Source organism: Azospira sp. I13 (assembly GCF_003112695.1).
In the GTDB taxonomy this organism is placed as follows: domain Bacteria; phylum Pseudomonadota; class Gammaproteobacteria; order Burkholderiales; family Rhodocyclaceae; genus Azospira.
Genome location: NZ_BFBP01000006.1, coordinates 1 through 16,102, shown reverse-complemented (window position 1 = coordinate 16,102; position 16,102 = coordinate 1). Strand labels below are relative to the sequence as shown.

Below are 16,102 nucleotides of genomic sequence, written 5' to 3'. Positions count from 1 at the left end.
GTCAGAAAGGCAGGCGGGGCGGGGCGCCCACCGGGTAGCACCAGAAGTCGAGGACAATCCCGGCAAAGATGCTGGCGCCCACCCAGTTGTTATGCAGGAAAGCCTTGAAACAGGGCGGCCCCTGGCGGCCCCGGATCAGGGAGTAGTGGTATAGGGCCAGGCCTGTCGCGCCCGCCAGGCCGGCGAAGAACAGCCAGCTGCGGCGCAGATCCAGGCCAACCCAGGCGATCAGGGCGAAGGCCGCGGCGTAGCAGATCATGATGGCCGTAACGTCGTAGCGGCCAAAAGTGATGGCCGAGGTCTTGATGCCGATCTTCAGGTCGTCGGGCCGGTCCACCATGGCGTATTCGGTGTCGTAGGCCACGGCCCAAAACACGTTGGCCAACAGCAGCCACCAGGCCTCGGCGGGCACACTGCCCAACTGGGCGGCGTAGCTCATGGGAATGCCAAAGCCGAAAGCAATGCCCAAATAGGCCTGGGGAATGGCGAAGAAGCGCTTGGTGAAGGGGTAGCTGGCAGCCAGGAAGAGGGCCACCAGGGCCAGAACGAAGATCAGCGTGCTCCAGATCGGAATGATCAGTAGGAAGGAGCAAAGCACCAGGAAGGCAAAGAGACCCAGGGCCTCCTTGGTGCTGACCTTGCCAGCCGTGAGGGGGCGAGCCTTGGTGCGGGCCACATGCAGATCGAAATCCCGGTCCGCGTAGTCGTTGATGACGCAGCCGGCGGAGCGCATGAGCACGGTACCGAGGCTGAAAATGCCCACCAGCCACCAATCCGGTTGCCCCAGGGAGGCCAGCCACAGCGCCCACAGGGTAGGCCAGAGCAGCAACAGGCTACCGATGGGCTTGTCGAGACGCATCAGCTTCTCGTACTGGTCGAGGCGGTCGCGTAGATGGGGGAGCGAGAGGGAACTGGGCATGGGTCTGGGGGTAATGCGAGGGACTGCGGGGAGGTGGCGATTCTATGCCATACCCCCGCCGGCAGGCCGGTCGGGCAATGTTTTGGGGAGACTGTGTTGGGGGCGGTCAGGGCTTGGGCGTGCGGCCGTTGCGCCAGCTGCGGTAGGTTTCCCACAGCATCCAGCCGCCCGCGGCGGCAATCAGCAGGGAAAGCAGCAGGACCTGGATGCCCCGTTCCGGATGATCTCCCAGGGCGGCGAATCCCAGGATCAGGCTGGCCAGTCCGGCCACGGCGAGAAAACCGCCGGCTCCTAGGCCGGCAAGGCGCAACAGCAGGGTCACGATGAGGCTCCCATTAGCAAAGTTCGCATCCTATCACCCGGCCACCGCCCAGCGGGCGGCGAGGGTGGCGGCGAAGGCCTCGGCCAGGGGCGAGGGGGCCTTGGGGAGGAAGAGGGCGGCCTGGGTCCGGGAATCGGCTTCCGCCAGAGGCCGGAAGGCGACGCCGGGGGCGCCCAGGGCCGCCATGGACGCCGGCACGATGGCGATGCCGAAGCCAGCGGCCACCAGTTGCAGCATTGCCGTCTTGCGCGAGGTGACCGGGGCCAGCCGGGGCGTGAAGCCCTGGCTCAGGCAAAGATCCGTCACCCGCCGCGCCAGGCCGCCCCGTTCCCGGTGAACGCCGAAGACAAAGGGCTCTTCCGCCAGGGCCGCCAGGGCCAGGGTGGAGTGGGCCGCCAGCCCATGGTCGGCTGGCAGGGCTGCCCAGAGGGTCTCTTCCGCCAGGGGGCGGACCGTCACCGCGGCATCGCGGCGCAGCAGCGGCAGGCGCCCCAAGCCCAAGTCCGCCCGGCCCTGGGCGAGGGCTTCCAGTTGCAGTTCAGAGGAGAGTCGGTCGAGGTCGACGCGTACCCCGGGGTGGCTGGTGGCAAATGCGCGTAGGGTTTGCAGCAGGGCGCCGGCGACGGGCGTGGAGCTGGAATGGAGCAGGCGCAACACGCCGCCTTCGCCGTGATGCAGGCGGCGGGCATCATCGGCGGCGCTGTGCAGGCTTTCCTCCAGGCCGCCCAGGCGCTGGCGGAAGAGCTGGCCGGCCTCGGTCAGGGTCACCCCCCGGGGTTCGCGTCGGAAGAGCGGAAATCCCAATTCAGCTTCCAGCAAGGCGACTTGCCGGCTGAGGGCGGGCTGGGCGATGTGCAGGATTTCGGCCGCCGGGGTGAAACCGCCCTGGTCGGCAACGGCAAGAAAGTAACGAATCTGGCGCAGGCTTGGCATCGCAATCCGGCATGAATAATGGGGTGAAATGGTATTGGTGTTATAGCGAACCGGGGCGGCATCATGCAAGTCTTGTCGGCAACGGCCGAGATTCGCTCAAGGAGCATCCATGTCGTCCCTGGTCCCCGTCTTCTCCTGGCTCGATCCTTCCGCCTGGCCGTCTCCCGGTGCCCTGGCGGTGGCGGCACTGGCCCTGGTGGCCGCTTACGCCATCTTCACCCTGGTGGGCTTTGGCTCGGCCATGGTGGCAGCTGGCCCCCTGGCAGCCGTGCTCCCGGTCGCCCGGGTGATCCCCCTGCTGGCCCTGCTGGATTGTGCTGGCGCCGCCGGCCGGGGCTGGCGCCAGCGGGCCCATATCGATCGGGGGCAACTCCGGCGCCTGGTGCCGGCCATGGTCATCGGCCAGATTCTGGGCATTGTTTTGTTGGGCCGTCTGCCGGCGGCATGGATGGCCGGCGTGCTGGGGGGCTTCATCCTGACTTACGGCCTCTGGGGGCTGGCGGCACCACGGCCACCAGCCCTGCTGCTGCGCTGGGGGCCGCTCTGTGGGCTGATTGGCGGAGTCTTTGGCGGTCTTTTCGGCAGCGGCGGCTTTCTCTACGCCGCCTATCTCAGCCGCCAACCCCTGGCGCGGGAATCCTTCCGTGCCACCCAGGCGGTGCTGATGGGCCTGAGCACGGGCTGGCGCGTGCTGCTGTGCGCCGCCACCGGTCTGGTCGATCCCCTCCTCCTCGGGCTGGCCTTGCTGGCGGTGCCCGCCATGCTGCTGGGCACCTGGCTGGGTCACCACCTGGATTTGCGCCTGTCGAAGGAGCGCTTCCTCCGTCTGCTCAACGGCGCTCTGGTTGCCGCCGGCTTGGGATTGCTGGCCCGGGTGTTAGTCGCCTGACGCCGGGCCGGTCGTTGCGGGGGGAGAGCTTGAGCGCTGCAGATACTCCGGCTGGTGCCAGCACAGATGCGCCAAGGCCAGAATGTTGAGCGCGGCGGCGGCGGCGAACAGGGCGGGGATGCTCAATCCGTTGCTTAGCAAGGCGCCGGCTCCCAGGGCGCCAACGACCATGAACAGGGCATTGAGAATGTTGTTGGCGGCGACGATACGGGCTCGCTGTGCCGGGGCGCTACGCACCTGCATCAAGGCATAGAGGGGGACGATGAACAGGCCGCCGCTGATGCCTAGCAGCAACAAGGCCAGAAGTGCCCAGGGTACCCCGGGGGTTGTCAGTATCGCGCTCAGGGGCAAAGCGTTGGTGATGGCTGGCGGCGCAGGGGAAGCCAGTGCGATGAAGGCGCCAAACAGGCTCATGCCGATGCCTCCCAGGGGAACCAGCCAAAGCGCCAGTCGCTGCCGGGAAAGGCGTTCACAGAGCAGGGAGCCGCCGCCGATACCCATGGTGAATATGCCCAGCAACAGGGTGACCGAGGTTTCGTCCCCCCCCAGTACATGCCGGGCATAGGCCGGGAACTGGGCCAGGAAGAGGGCGCCGAAGAGCCAGAACCAGGAAATGGCCAGCAAGGCCTGGAAAACGGAAGGGTCTTGGCGGGCCAGTCGCAGATTGCGCCAGGTCTCCACCAGAGGGTTGGGGTTCAGCTGCAATTCGGGGGCTGGTGCCGGAGCCGCAGGTATGCCGCGGCTTGCCAGATAACCGGCCAGGGCTACCAGCAGCCCCCCCAGACTGATCCAGCCCGGGGCATTGCCGAGACCGGCCAGCAGGCCGCCAGCCAGGGTGCCCAGGAGAATGGCGGCGAAAGTGGCGGCTTCCACCAGGGCGTTGCCACCAATCAGCTCCTGGGGATGCAAATGCTGGGGCAGGATGGCGTACTTGACCGGGCCAAACAGGGTGGAATGGCCTCCCAGGAGGAACAGCGCCGTCAGTAGCAGGGGCAGGCTGTGCAACGCAAAGCCCAGGGCGGCGAGGCCCATGATGGCAATTTCCAGCAGCTTGACAAGGCGGGCCAGGGCCGCCTTGTCGTATTTGTCTGCGAGCTGGCCGGCTGTGGCGGAAAAGAGAAAGAAGGGCAGGATGAAAATGCCGGCGGCCAGATTGGCCAGCAGGCTTGGGTCCAGGGTTGTCCAACTGGCTGCCTGGAAGGTCAGGACCACCACCAGGGCGTTCTTGAACAGATTGTCGTTGAATGCCCCGAGAAACTGGGTGCCGAAAAAAGGCAGGAAACGGCGCTTCCCCAGGAGATGAAACTGGCTGGGCACCGCTACTGCCCCCGGCTGGCAGGCTTCTTCGCTGCCGACTTGCCGCCTGGTTTGTTCGGCCCGGATTTGCGGCCCGGGGCAACCGGTTTGCCGGTGCTGTGACGGCTGGGAGAGGGGGCGCCTGCCCGGCGCGCACCCGGCGCTGCAGGGCCCGGCCCTTTGCGTGGCTTGCCCTGCCGGATCACCTGGCCGCCGGGTCCGGTGCCGGGGACCCGGTGCTCCGGCTCGAAGCCGTGCTGCTCAATACGTTTCAGGGGCTGGTGGATGAGTACTTCGATGGCTCCCAGCAGATTCACCTCATCAGCACAGACCAGGGAAACCGCTTCTCCCGTGGCGCCAGCACGGGCGGTGCGCCCGATGCGGTGCACGTAGTCTTCCGGCACGGTGGGCAGGTCGAAATTGACGACCCGGGGCAATTGTTCGATATCCAGCCCGCGGGCGGCGACATCGGTCGCTACCAACACCCGGGCCTCTCCCCGCTTGAAGCGCTCCCAGGCTTGCAGCCGGGCAGGCTGAGGCTTGTCACCATGGATGGTATCGGCGGGGATGCCCTTGGCGGCCAGGGTCTCGGCCAGTTCCTCCACTCCTTTGCGGGTCTTGACGAAGACCAGTACCTGATCCCAGCCCTTTTGCTTGTAGAGGTAGCAGAACAGGGCGGCTTTGCGCTTCTTGTCCACGGGGACCACCCACTGCCGGATGCCCTGGGCGGTGGCATGGGGGGCGGCGATGGCGATGCTGACGGGCTGGTGCAGGAGCGGTGCCACCAGCTGCCGGACAGCAGGGGAGAGGGTGGCAGAGAAGAGCAGGGTCTGGCGCTTGGCGGGAATCAGGCCGAACAGGGTGTTGAGATCCCGGGCAAAGCCCAGGTCCAGCATCCGATCGGCCTCGTCCAGCACCAGGGTCTGAAGGCGATGGAAGTGGATGGCCTGCTGCCGGGCCAGGTCCAGCAGCCGGCCCGGCGTGGCGACGACGACGTGGGGTGCCCGTGCCAGCTTTTCGATCTGGGGTGCCATGGGCACGCCGCCGAAGAGGGCGGTACAGCGCAGGCCCAGGGTGCGGCCATAGGTACGGAAGCTTTCGCTGACCTGCTGGGCCAGCTCCCGGGTGGGGACCAGTACCAGGACCCCCATGGTGTCGGGCTCAGCGGCGTAGTCAGCCTCATCCAGCCGCTGGATGAGGGGCAGGGCGAAGGCAGCGGTTTTGCCGGTGCCGGTCTGGGCGCCTGCCATGACGTCCCGCCCTTCCAGAATGGGCGGAATGGCCTTCTGCTGCACGGGGGTGGGTTCCCGATAGCCGAGGCGGTCGAGGATGGGCAGGAAGACTGGAGCGAGGCCGAGGGCGGCGAAGGTCATGGAAGCAAGTCCCCCAAGCGGGAAAGCAAATACGGAAAACGGCGGCGTGCCGAAATGTGGTTAGCGCAGGGCGACCTGCTCGTTGTAGAGCCAGCGCCCGTGCCAGGCACCCTTCACCAAGTTGGGGTATTCGGGCTGGCCCAGGCTGCCGTTGTAACGGCCCAGGGCGCGGTAGAGATCGCCCTTCTCGATGTCGAGGTAGTGCCGCAGGATGGTGCAGCCATAGCGCAGGTTGGTGCGCAGATGGAAGAGGTTGTGGTTGGGTTCGCCGATCAGCTTGACCCAGAAGGGCATGACCTGCATGAGGCCTCGGGCGCCGGCGGACGACACCGCATACTTCTTGAAGCCGCTTTCGACTTGAATCAGGCCCAGTACCAGTTGCGGGTCCAGCCCGGCCCGGGTGGCTTCGTAATGCACCGAGCGCAGCAGCTCCAGCCGCGCATCCCGGTCCGGGATGCGCTTTTCCAGGCGTTGGGACATTTCAGTGAGCCAGTTGGCGGCACTGATCGGATCCTTGAAGGAACTATGAGGCGGCTTCTGGTCCGAGACGGACTTGGAGAGTGCCGCCTGGACGCTGGCCGAGAGTGGCTCGTATTTTTGTGCCCCCGCCTGGGCAGCCGTTGCGGCGCCCAGGCAGAGAAGCAGCAACAGTGCCTTTACGCAGCGCACAGCTTCCCTTGCAGCAGGGCGACAATGCCGGCGGCGTCCACCATCTGGGCCTCGGCGTCGCGGCGGCCCTTGTACTCCAGCTTGCCTTCGGCCAGGCCTCGCTCGCCAACAACAATGCGGTGGGGAATGCCGATCAATTCCATGTCGGCAAACATGGAACCGGGGCGCTCGTTGCGGTCATCCAGCAGCACGTCAATGCCGGCGGCCTTGAGGTCGGCCAGGAGCTGGTCGGCTGCGGCCTTGACGGTCTCGCTCTTGTGGTAGCCCATGGGCACGATGGCCACTTCGAAGGGAGCCAGGGCGGCGGGGAAAACGATGCCCTTGTCGTCGTTGCCCTGTTCGATGGCGGCGCCGACGATGCGGGAGACGCCGATGCCGTAGCACCCCATCTCCATGATCTGTTCCTTGCCGTTTTCGTCCAGGTACTTGCAGTTGAGGGCTTCGGAGTAACGGGTGCGCAACTGGAAGATGTGGCCCACTTCGATGCCGCGGCACAGGCCCAGCTGGCCCTTGCCATCAGGAGATGGGTCGCCTTCGACAACGTTGCGGATATCCGCCACCTGGCCCGGTTCGGGCAGGTCGCGGCCGAAATTGACGCCGGTGAGGTGATGCTCGGCTTCGTTGGCGCCACAGATGAAATCGGACATGGCGGCCACGGTGCGGTCGGCAATCACGGGAATCTCCGCCTTGATGCCCACCGGGCCGATGTAGCCGGGCTTGCAGCCCAGGGCGGCGATGATTTCGTCGTCCTTGGCGAAGCGGAATTCGCCAATGAGTTTCTCGGCCTTGATCTCGTTCAGCTCATGGTCGCCCCGCAGCAGCAGCAGGGCAAAGCCCCCTTCCGTACGCATCACGGCCACGGCCTTGACGGTCTGGGCGGCGCTGGCGCCGAGGAAGGCGGCAACGTCGGCGCACTGGGTCTTGCCCGGCGTGGCAACCTTGGCCATGGTCTGGCCGGCAGGCGCACGGGCAGTCGTGGGGGCCAGGGCTTCGGCCAACTCCACGTTGGCGGCGTAGTCGGAATCCGGGCAGAAGGCGATGGCGTCTTCGCCGGAGTCGGCCAGCACGTGGAATTCATGGGAGCCGGTGCCGCCGATGGAGCCGGTATCCGCCGCCACGGCACGGAATTGCAGGCCCAGACGGGTGAAGATACGACAGTAAGTGTCGTACATGTGCTTGTATTCCCGCTCCAAATCGGCGAAGGAGGTGTGGAAGGAGTAGCCGTCCTTCATCAGGAATTCGCGGCCGCGCATGACGCCGAAACGGGGGCGGATTTCATCGCGGAACTTGCTCTGTACCTGATAGAAATGGACCGGCAGCTGGCGATAGCTTTTGATTTCCTTCCGCACCACGTCGGTGATGACTTCCTCGTGGGTGGGGCCGATAACGAAGTCGCGCTGGTGGCGGTCCTTGAAACGCAGCAGTTCAGGACCGTATTTTTCCCAGCGGCCGGTTTCCTGCCACAGCTCGGCGGGCACCACGGCGGGCATGAGCAGTTCAATGGCGCCGGAGCGGTCCATTTCTTCCCGCACCACCTTTTCCACCTTGCGCAGAACCTTCAGGCCGAGGGGCATCCAGGTATAGATACCCCCAGCCAGGCGCTTGATCAGGCCGGCGCGAAGCATGAGTTTGTGGCTGACGACTTCGGCGTCAGAGGGGGCTTCCTTGAGGGTGGAAATGAAAAATTGGGAGGTGCGCATGGGATTGAATCTTTGGACGGGCTAAAAATCCAATTCTACAAGACAGCGGAGCATCGTGGGATGCCGGGTATTGGCGTGTTTCCGGCCTGTGGCCTTCCTTTCCAAGCTTGTCGAATTGTGAAAGAATGCTCTCAACCCAATATTTAATGCAGGTTTTCCATGCTCGACCGTGAAGGCTATCGCCCGAACGTCGGCATCATTCTTTGTAACGCAAAAAACGAGGTCTTCTGGGGCAAGCGTATTCGTGAGCATTCTTGGCAGTTCCCACAGGGCGGCATCAAGCGCGGCGAAACGCCGGAGCAGGCCATGTACCGGGAATTGCATGAGGAAGTCGGGCTGCAGCCCGAACACGTGCGCATCCTGGGGCGAACCAAGGATTGGCTGCGTTATGACGTGCCGACGCAATGGATCAAGCGCGAATGGCGCGGCAGCTACCGGGGGCAGAAGCAGATTTGGTTTCTGCTACGCCTGGTAGGCCGCGACAACGATGTGTGTCTTCGGGCGACCAGCCACCCGGAGTTCGATGCTTGGCGCTGGAACGATTACTGGGTCCCTCTGGATTCGGTCATCGAGTTCAAGCGTGGGGTCTATCAACAGGCCTTGAACGAATTGGTCCGTTACATTGATGCTGATCGTGGACGCTTGCCCAGCAAGGGTGTGCGCCGCACCACCGACATCGGAGACAAGGTTTAACGAGGTTTCGCCAGCAGTCCGTCATCCTGTCCTAAGGAGATAACCATGGTCGCGAAAGCTGAGTACAAGCCCCTCCCTCTAACCCGTCTGGCTGGTGGTGCGAGCTACCACCAGCCGACCTATTTCTCGCCCCAGCCGGTGAGGGTGGATTCGCCAGCGGTCGAGGTTATGACGGACCTAAAGCTGGTGGCGGCCGCCACCATTGAGGCTGATACCCATATTGACGTCGCCAACCAGGCCATGATTGCCCGGGGGGTTCGCTCCCTGCTGGTGGCGGATCATCTCGGCGGGATTGTGGGGCTGGTGACCGCTCGCGATATCCTGGGGGAGCGGCCCATGCAGGTCGTGCGCAGCCGGGGTGTTCGCCATGAAGATATTCGAGTCTGCGACATCATGACGCCTCACGATGTGATCGAGGTGCTGCATATCGGTGATGTTCTGCGCGCCGATGTGGGGCATGTGGTTGAAACCCTGCGACATTCTGGGCGACAGCATGCGCTGGTCGTCGATGTGGATCCCCTCTCCGGGCGCCAAATGGTACGTGGTGTGTTTTCCGCGTCACAGGTAGCTCGCCAGTTGGGGGTGCCGTTACATACCACTGAGGTGGCTCGTACCTTTGCTGAAATCGAGGCCGCCATTTCCGGAGCTGAAGCTTGATTTCACCGTTGCGTGCCTGCGTGCTGTCCGTATTGCTGGCGGGTCCCGTGTTCGCCCAGATGAAGCCGATTACTGATTCTCCGAAGGAGAGTTTTTCTTTCGAAGATGACTATGATCGGAAGTCCTGGCAGGAGATGGAGGCCCAGTTGCCTCCGCCTCCCCAGGAGGCCAATCTGGTCCCCTTCTATGTCAGTGCCACGGCAACCAGTACCTTCCGTATTGATACCAGTACGCTCTCCCTCGGCAAGGATGGGGTGGTGCGTTATGTCTTGGTGGTGGAAACCCCCGGTGGCGCCCGCAATGTCAGTTTCGAGGGGTTGCGGTGTGAGACCCAGGAGCGGCGCTTGTATGCTTTTGGTCGCCCGGATGGAACATGGTCGAAGGCCCGCTCCAATCAGTGGCAGTTGATCGAGAACAAGACCGTCAATCGCCATCATGCCGCCCTTTCCCGAGACTACTTTTGCCCTGGCGGTGTTTCTATCTGGAAAGCCGAGGAGGGGGTTGCCGCGCTCAAGGCTGGCGGTCATCCGGATGCCATTCGCTGATTGGTTCAGTCCGACCTGTGGCGTTGGATGTGTGTGGGAGAGGTTGTAGTTGCTTGATTCGTTGATTATTGAATTCGACAAGGCGTTGCGGGCCGTGTTCGCTCCGGCTCCGACGCGTCGTCCGGTACCGGGATGTGATCTGCCAGAAAGCCCCATGACACTGCCCGAGCGGCAGCATGTCGCTGGTTTGATGCGAATCAATCACTGCGGCGAAATATGTGCGCAGGCCCTGTACCAAGGCCAATCCATCACCTGCCGCACCTCGGGGATTCGCGCGGCACTTGAGCATGCCGCCTGGGAAGAAACCGAACATCTTGCTTGGACGGAGCGTCGTATCGCCGAGCTGGGGGGGCGGAAGAGTCTCCTGAATCCCCTCTGGTATGGTGGCTCCCTGGCGTTGGGGGCGCTGGCCGGAAAGGCGGGGGATGGTTGGAATCTTGGTTTCCTGGCGGAAACCGAGCGACAGGTTGAGGCGCATCTGGCGGGTCATCTCTCCCGCTTACCTGCGCAGGATGATAAGTCCAGGGAAATCCTGCTCCAGATGAAGCAGGACGAGGTTAATCACGCCGAAACAGCAATACATCTGGGGGCGCGCGAGTTGCCCTCGCTGGTCAAAGCCGGGATGAAAGCTGCCTCCCGGATCATGACGGCCATCGCCTATCGTCTTTGACTGGCGATGGCGATCGTCAATCAGACCTCCGCTTCCGTAAGCACCAACTCATGCGTGATTTCAGCCGTCTTGCCCATCATGATGGAGGCGGAGCAGTACTTCTCCTTTGATAGCTGAATAGCGCGCTCGACTGCTTCGGGCTTCAATTGGCGTCCGCTGACTCGAAAAATGAAATGAATCCGGGTGAAAACCTTGGGGTCAGTTTCCGCGCGCTCCGCCTTGAGCTCAACCTCGCACCCGGTCACCGCATGGCGCCCCTTCTTCAGAATCAACACCACGTCAAAGGCCGTGCAGCCACCGGTGCCCGCTAACAGCAGTTCCATGGGGCGGGGGGCAATATTCCGGCCCCCAGCTTCAGGGGCTCCGTCCATCATCAGTGCATGGTTACTGCCGGTTTCGGCCAGAAACGCCATACCATCAACCCATTTGACCTTGCATTCCATTGCTGCGAATCCTGTGTTGTCGTGGAAAGGATGTGATTTTAATGGCATGGGTCGCTTGAATGGGCGAATGGACGTGTGGGGGCGAAGTAATGCAAATTGCTGCAGCGCACAAGTTTGGCGCTAATCAAGCAATTGAGGTGGGCGGGTGAAAATTACGATATGTAATATCTATTTCAAAAAAGCGCATAATTTATATGTAAATCATGGTGTTAAGATGAATTATAATAATTTATGCCCGCATACAAAAATTGCTGGTGCAATGCACAAAAACGGCTTGCATTTCTTACGGCCGAGGTTGATAATTGAGCCAACTTAAGTGCTAGCTGCTTTGGATGTCATGTTCTCCTTCAGCTTCGCTTGCAGTTTGTCTCCTCCACCCTCCTCCTTTGGTGTGGATTTAGCGCGACTCTTATGAGTCGCGCTTTTTTTTGCGGATCTTCTTTGCAGGAGTGTTCGCTGGCGTCGCCAATTCGCGGTGCAGAAGCGTTCATTCGTTGCTGGCGACACAGGGAGCGTTTCTCTTGTGCGGTTAATGTTGCAAGGGCATTGACACGGGCGCCATCTCTCCAATAAAATCCGCGGCTTTCTGTGATTAGGCTAAGGACGGCCCAGATGAAAACTTTTTCCGCTAAACCCCATGAGGTGAAGCGCGAGTGGTATGTGGTGGACGCCACAGACAAGGTGCTCGGCCGCCTCGCCACTGAAATCGCTCGCCGGCTTCGTGGTAAGCACAAAGCTATCTACACCCCTCACGTTGATACGGGCGATTACATCGTCGTGACCAACGTTGAGAAGCTGCGTGTTACCGGCAACAAAGCTGAAGACAAGAAGTACTATCGGCACAGCGGTTATCCCGGTGGCATTTACGAAACCAACTTCACCAAGCTTCAGCAGCGTTTCCCCGCTCGCGTGCTCGAGAAGGCTGTCAAGGGCATGCTGCCCAAGGGGCCTCTCGGCTATGCAATGCTGAAGAAGATGAAGTGCTATGCCGGCGCCGAGCATCCGCATTCCGCTCAGCAGCCCAAAAACCTGGATATCTGAGGCGAGTTATGGCTGAAAATTACTTTTACGGCACTGGCCGTCGCAAGAGCGCCGTAGCCCGTGTCTTCATGAAGCGCGGCTCTGGCAATATCGTCGTCAATGGCAAGCCCGTTGATCAGTTCTTCTCTCGCGAAACTGGTCGCATGATCGTGCGCCAACCGCTGGAATTGGTTGAGCAGGTTGCTGGTTTTGACATCAAGGTCAACGTGACCGGTGGTGGTGAATCTGGCCAAGCAGGTGCAGTTCGTCACGGCATTACCCGTGCGCTGATCAGCTACGATGCTTCCCTGAAGTCCGCGCTCTCCAAGGCCGGCTTCGTTACCCGTGATGCTCGTGAAGTTGAACGGAAGAAGGTCGGTTTCCACAAGGCGCGTCGTCGCAAGCAATTCTCCAAGCGCTAATTATTGCTGCTTGTACCCAACAAAAGCCGCCCAGTGGGCGGCTTTTGTTTTTTCGTCTCGGTTCGCGCTGCATTAGTAGATCAGGTGGGCTATTCTCTTGGGTTGTTGGGGAAGGTGATTTGTCCGATTTAGGGGATGTGCTCTTATGGCTGTTACAGGGACGTCGCTAATACGCAAGCGTTTGCGGCAGCGTTTTGGGATCAGTGCGCCAAAAGTTGCCGTGCGGACTCAGGTCCCTTGGTATTTACGTGCTTTGGCTGTGTTGACCTTGCTTTTACTTTCCTTGCTGATCGCAGCCTGGATTTACGATGTCGGGCGCCGTTTGGCAGGTTTTCATAGTCAGGAATCCGACCGGGAAATTTCCAGTTTGCGCTCCCGTTTGGGAGAGTTGGAATCCGAACTGGGAGGGTTGCGGCAAGCCTCGACCGCCGGTGAGAGTAGTGTCTTGATTGAGCGCTCTGCAAAGGAGCGATTGGTGCGCCAAGTGGCCCAATTGGAGCAGGAGAACGCCAGTCTGAAGGAAGATTTGGCTTTCTTCGAAAGCATTGTGCCGGGTACAGACGCATCGGACGAGGGATTGAGGATCAGCCGCCTGCGGGTAGAGCCGGATTTTGAGCCAGGGAAGTATCGATATCGCTTACTTGTGGTGGTGGAGCCGGGACGACAGGCTAAAGAGTTTAGAGGGATGCTTCAGTTTTCCCTGAAAGTGCAGCAGGGGGGTAAAGATGCTATGATGACGATCCCCTCCGAGGGAGAGGGCTCCGCCGGAAAATTCCGTTTAGAAATCAAGCGGTTCTTGCGTACTGAGGGAGTCTTATCTATCCCCGGTGGCGGTGTGATCAAAAGCGTTGAGGCACGATTGGTTCAAGATGGTACTGTTCGAGCCCGGCAAACCCTTAACCTCTGATTTCTTGCGGAGGCGCCATGTTCGGTGGCAAAAAAAATGGCAGCAGCAAGCCCCAGAATCGTATCGATAGCCTGATCGGCGTCGGTACTTGTCTTGAAGGCAACGTCAGGTTCAGTGGCGGATTGCGGATTGATGGAGAAATCAAGGGTAATGTCGAGGCGGTGAAGGATCAGCCTTCTACATTGGTGGTGAGCGAGCACGCCAGAATCGAAGGGGTGATCAATGTGGCGCATTTGGTGATCAATGGAACCGTGATTGGTCCGGTTCATGCTTCTGAGTCTTTGGAACTTCAGCCAAATGCAAAGGTCACAGGGGATGTTGAGTACAACAGCCTAGAGATGCAACAAGGGGCCGTAGTTCAGGGGCGGTTGATTCATCAGTCGAATGCCAAAACCGTCGAATTAAAATTGGCCGCTTCCAGCAATTGATCGAGCGCTGTTGGGCTGGTCCTGTTTGTCTATAGTATTGAGGAGTTTCATATGAACGCTGCTGTTGATGCCCTGCCCCTAGTTTTTACTGATAACGCTGCGGCCAAGGTGCGCGAACTGATCGAGGAAGAGGGTAACGCTGAGCTCAAGTTACGCGTATTCGTAACTGGCGGAGGCTGTTCTGGTTTTCAGTATGGTTTTACCTTCGATGAAGCGGCCAACGATGACGATACCGTTATGGAAAAGGACGGTGTGACCCTGCTGATCGATCCGATGAGCTTTCAGTACCTGGTTGGTGCCGAAATTGACTATTCCGAAGGCTTGGAGGGTTCTCAGTTCGTGATCAAGAACCCCAACGCGTCGTCAACTTGTGGCTGTGGATCTTCCTTCTCTGCATAAGAGTGTGGTGTAGTGAGGAAAAAAAGGCGCCCTAGGGCGCCTTTTTGTTTTTGCTGCTTGCTGTTAGAAGGGGAGAACGTGGTGTTTATTCCATGGCAATTTGGGCGGTAGCGGAGCTGACCAAATCCAGTTGCGAGAGAGTGCTACTAGCATGCCGCCGGAAGTGGGTGAGTTGGTTGTTATCAAGAGAGGGAGCGGGGGGCAGTGCAGCCGCCAAGGGGTTAACCTGCTCCCCGTTAATCCGAAATTCATAGTGCAAGTGGGGACCGGTTGCCCAACCGGTTGCACCGACATAGCCTATGGTGTCCCCTTGCTTTATGCGGGCTCCCGGGCGAATCCCTGACGCAAAGGCGTTGAGATGGCCGTAGGCTGTCGAGTATCTGCCATTGTGTCGTAGAACCACCAAATTCCCGTAGCCGCCTTGTCTGCCGGAGAAGTCAACAATGCCGTCGGCGGTGGCCCGTACCCGGGTGCCTGTGGGGGCGCCGTAGTCAACGCCCCGATGGGCTCGCCATTGGTTAAGTATTGGGTGAAGCCGGGCGTTGGAAAAACCCGATGTGATGCGGGAAAACTCGAGGGGGGAGCGTAGAAAAGCCTTGCGCAGGTTTTTTCCCTCCGGAGTGTAATACCCGCCAGTGCTATTGCTTGTAGAGCCAGGGGGAGGGAATAGAACCGCCCGAAATGGCTGGCCGTTGTTGATGAATTCTGCGGCCAGTATGCGTCCGCTTCTTACACTTTGACCTTGGCTATAGTGCATTTCGTAGATGAGAGAAAAGCGGTCGCCTTTTCTCAAATCTCGATAGAAGTCGATGTCGCCCGAAAATATCTCGGCAAGCTGTGTCGCTATCCCGTCTGGAATGCCGGCTGCGTCGGTTGCACCAAATAGTGAGGTGCGAATTTCCCCTGAATGTATTTCGGTAAGCACCTGGGTTTCAAGGCGCCTCTCTTCGATGTGGAAGGTGGTGTTGCGCTTTTCCACCACCAGATGGGTATCTTTGCCGTTCAAGGGAAAATGGAGAGAGTGAAGTTCCCCATTACTGGAAATCTTTGCGCTGACGAGCTTGCCAGGAGCTAGCTGTTTGAATATGACCTGGGTGGTAGGGTGTTGGCGAATGAAATTTAGTGTGGCGGCATCGAGGATATTTAGGCGATGCAGCAGGCTGCTCACGGTGTCGCCTTTTTGTATGCGTTCCTCGCGAAAGAAGTTGTGGCCCTCGTCGAAGATGGGCTTGTCTATATGGAGCGTTAGATCTTCGAGGATTGTTCGTTGCTGAAGTTGGCTATCGTTCGCTGATGGCGTCGGGAGGCCAAAAGCAGCAACCATGCTGAACATGCCAACCAGACCGGTTGCCAGTGCAGCCTTGTGGTGTTTGCTAAGGTGCATCCATGTTCGAGTGGGCTGGCTGTTTTGGGGGTAGTACTCTTGATCTTTCTGTGGTGCCTGCATGATCAGTGTGTCCGGCGAAACAAAACTGCAAAAGTCTATCACGCACCATCTTGGGGATGCGGATTGACCAGTAAGAAATGGCTAACATCTGGATTTGTTAAGGTAAACACGTTTTGACGGCGGTTCTCTCGGCGATTGACTGAAAAAATGTGTTGACGGTCTTTCTCCTGGCTGTATAATTCGCTCCTCTTGTTGATTTCCGCAAGAAAAAAACCGAGTCAAATCAATTGATTGCGGTAGATTTTGTAGGAAAACCAAGTTCATTTTGAGTTTTTAAAACTTCTCAAAAATAAAGCTTGGCAGTAGTAAAGAAGTTGTGTAGAATGCGCGTCTTTCGTTGCTACGGCGACGCGGCAAAAAGAGACAAGTT

Annotated in this window: 19 protein-coding genes; 10 read left to right on the top strand and 9 right to left on the bottom strand. The window is 60.2% G+C overall.

The genetic code is table 11. From position 1 onward, the window contains the following. Position 1: 1 nt before the first annotated feature. The 3 genes from ubiA to AZSI13_RS06380 all read right to left on the bottom strand — a co-directional run bounded on the left by ubiA (position 2) and on the right by AZSI13_RS06380 (position 2,174). Positions 2-919 (bottom strand): 4-hydroxybenzoate octaprenyltransferase, encoded by a 918-nt coding sequence (gene ubiA / locus AZSI13_RS06390; protein ID WP_109040354.1) that lies wholly within the window; start codon positions 917-919, stop codon positions 2-4. A 106-nt stretch (positions 920-1,025) separates the two neighbouring features. Continuing rightward, positions 1,026-1,241, bottom strand: a complete 216-nt coding sequence (locus AZSI13_RS06385) for a hypothetical protein (protein WP_109040353.1) — start codon at positions 1,239-1,241, stop codon at positions 1,026-1,028. A gap of 33 nt (positions 1,242-1,274) precedes the next feature. Further along, positions 1,275-2,174 (bottom strand): LysR substrate-binding domain-containing protein, encoded by a 900-nt coding sequence (locus AZSI13_RS06380; RefSeq protein ID WP_109040352.1) that lies wholly within the window; start codon positions 2,172-2,174, stop codon positions 1,275-1,277. Between the two features lie 109 nt (positions 2,175-2,283). On the opposite strand from AZSI13_RS06380, the gene AZSI13_RS06375 reads away from it, so the two are divergent. Continuing rightward, positions 2,284-3,063 (top strand): sulfite exporter TauE/SafE family protein, encoded by a 780-nt coding sequence (locus AZSI13_RS06375; protein WP_109040351.1) that lies wholly within the window; start codon positions 2,284-2,286, stop codon positions 3,061-3,063. Here AZSI13_RS06375 and AZSI13_RS06370 read toward each other — a convergent pair. The 4 genes from AZSI13_RS06370 to AZSI13_RS06355 are packed head-to-tail and all read right to left on the bottom strand — an operon-like array spanning position 3,052 to position 8,101. Next, a complete protein-coding gene (locus AZSI13_RS06370) occupies positions 3,052-4,380 on the bottom strand; it encodes an MFS transporter (protein WP_109040350.1) in 1,329 nt (442 codons plus the stop codon). The two genes, AZSI13_RS06375 and AZSI13_RS06370, sit on opposite strands and share 12 nt — an antisense overlap. Positions 4,381-4,382: 2 nt before the next feature. Then, complete coding sequence (locus tag AZSI13_RS06365) at positions 4,383-5,732, bottom strand: DEAD/DEAH box helicase (protein ID WP_109040349.1); 1,350 nt, start codon at positions 5,730-5,732, stop codon at positions 4,383-4,385. A gap of 60 nt (positions 5,733-5,792) precedes the next feature. Further along, positions 5,793-6,380: a lytic transglycosylase domain-containing protein gene (locus tag AZSI13_RS06360; RefSeq protein ID WP_235609693.1), complete on the bottom strand. Its 588-nt coding sequence runs from the start codon at positions 6,378-6,380 to the stop codon at positions 5,793-5,795. A gap of 8 nt (positions 6,381-6,388) precedes the next feature. Then, positions 6,389-8,101: a proline--tRNA ligase gene (locus AZSI13_RS06355; protein WP_109040347.1), complete on the bottom strand. Its 1,713-nt coding sequence runs from the start codon at positions 8,099-8,101 to the stop codon at positions 6,389-6,391. A gap of 159 nt (positions 8,102-8,260) precedes the next feature. Here AZSI13_RS06355 and AZSI13_RS06350 point away from each other — a divergent pair, with 159 nt between their 5' ends. Genes AZSI13_RS06350 through coq7 form a run of 4 tightly spaced genes read left to right on the top strand, consistent with a single transcriptional unit; the run spans position 8,261 to position 10,666 of the window. Continuing rightward, entirely contained in the window at positions 8,261-8,794 is a 534-nt protein-coding gene (locus AZSI13_RS06350) for an RNA pyrophosphohydrolase (protein WP_109040346.1), read from the top strand. Positions 8,795-8,839: 45 nt separating this feature from the next. Next, a complete protein-coding gene (locus AZSI13_RS06345) occupies positions 8,840-9,451 on the top strand; it encodes a CBS domain-containing protein (RefSeq protein ID WP_109040345.1) in 612 nt (203 codons plus the stop codon). Continuing rightward, entirely contained in the window at positions 9,448-9,996 is a 549-nt protein-coding gene (locus AZSI13_RS06340; protein ID WP_235609692.1) for a CNP1-like family protein, read from the top strand. Before AZSI13_RS06345 ends, AZSI13_RS06340 begins: the two co-directional genes overlap by 4 nt. 49 nt (positions 9,997-10,045) lie before the next feature. Further along, positions 10,046-10,666 carry a 2-polyprenyl-3-methyl-6-methoxy-1,4-benzoquinone monooxygenase gene (gene coq7 / locus AZSI13_RS06335; protein WP_109040344.1) on the top strand — a complete coding sequence of 207 codons (621 nt, stop codon included), beginning with the start codon at positions 10,046-10,048 and terminating at the stop codon, positions 10,664-10,666. Positions 10,667-10,686: 20 nt separating this feature from the next. Here the strand turns inward: coq7 and AZSI13_RS06330 are convergent, their stop codons facing one another. Further along, positions 10,687-11,109, bottom strand: a complete 423-nt coding sequence (locus AZSI13_RS06330) for an OsmC family protein (RefSeq protein WP_109040343.1) — start codon at positions 11,107-11,109, stop codon at positions 10,687-10,689. A 612-nt stretch (positions 11,110-11,721) separates the two neighbouring features. Between AZSI13_RS06330 and rplM the strand changes: the two genes are divergently transcribed. From rplM to erpA, 5 genes are all read left to right on the top strand, one after another. Then, entirely contained in the window at positions 11,722-12,150 is a 429-nt protein-coding gene (gene rplM, locus AZSI13_RS06325; RefSeq protein WP_109040342.1) for a 50S ribosomal protein L13, read from the top strand. Between the two features lie 8 nt (positions 12,151-12,158). Beyond that, positions 12,159-12,551 (top strand): 30S ribosomal protein S9, encoded by a 393-nt coding sequence (gene rpsI / locus AZSI13_RS06320; RefSeq protein WP_109040341.1) that lies wholly within the window; start codon positions 12,159-12,161, stop codon positions 12,549-12,551. A gap of 145 nt (positions 12,552-12,696) precedes the next feature. After that, positions 12,697-13,458, top strand: a complete 762-nt coding sequence (locus tag AZSI13_RS06315; protein ID WP_133247274.1) for a DUF6776 family protein — start codon at positions 12,697-12,699, stop codon at positions 13,456-13,458. Positions 13,459-13,475: 17 nt separating this feature from the next. Continuing rightward, the gene (locus AZSI13_RS06310; protein WP_109040339.1) at positions 13,476-13,886 is read left to right on the top strand and encodes a polymer-forming cytoskeletal protein; all 411 of its coding nucleotides are present in this window, start codon (positions 13,476-13,478) and stop codon (positions 13,884-13,886) included. A gap of 51 nt (positions 13,887-13,937) precedes the next feature. Continuing rightward, entirely contained in the window at positions 13,938-14,285 is a 348-nt protein-coding gene (gene erpA / locus AZSI13_RS06305) for an iron-sulfur cluster insertion protein ErpA (protein WP_109040338.1), read from the top strand. Positions 14,286-14,370: 85 nt separating this feature from the next. Here erpA and AZSI13_RS06300 read toward each other — a convergent pair whose 3' ends face one another. Then, positions 14,371-15,732: a M23 family metallopeptidase gene (locus AZSI13_RS06300; protein WP_235609691.1), complete on the bottom strand. Its 1,362-nt coding sequence runs from the start codon at positions 15,730-15,732 to the stop codon at positions 14,371-14,373. Positions 15,733-16,102 lie beyond the last annotated feature (370 nt).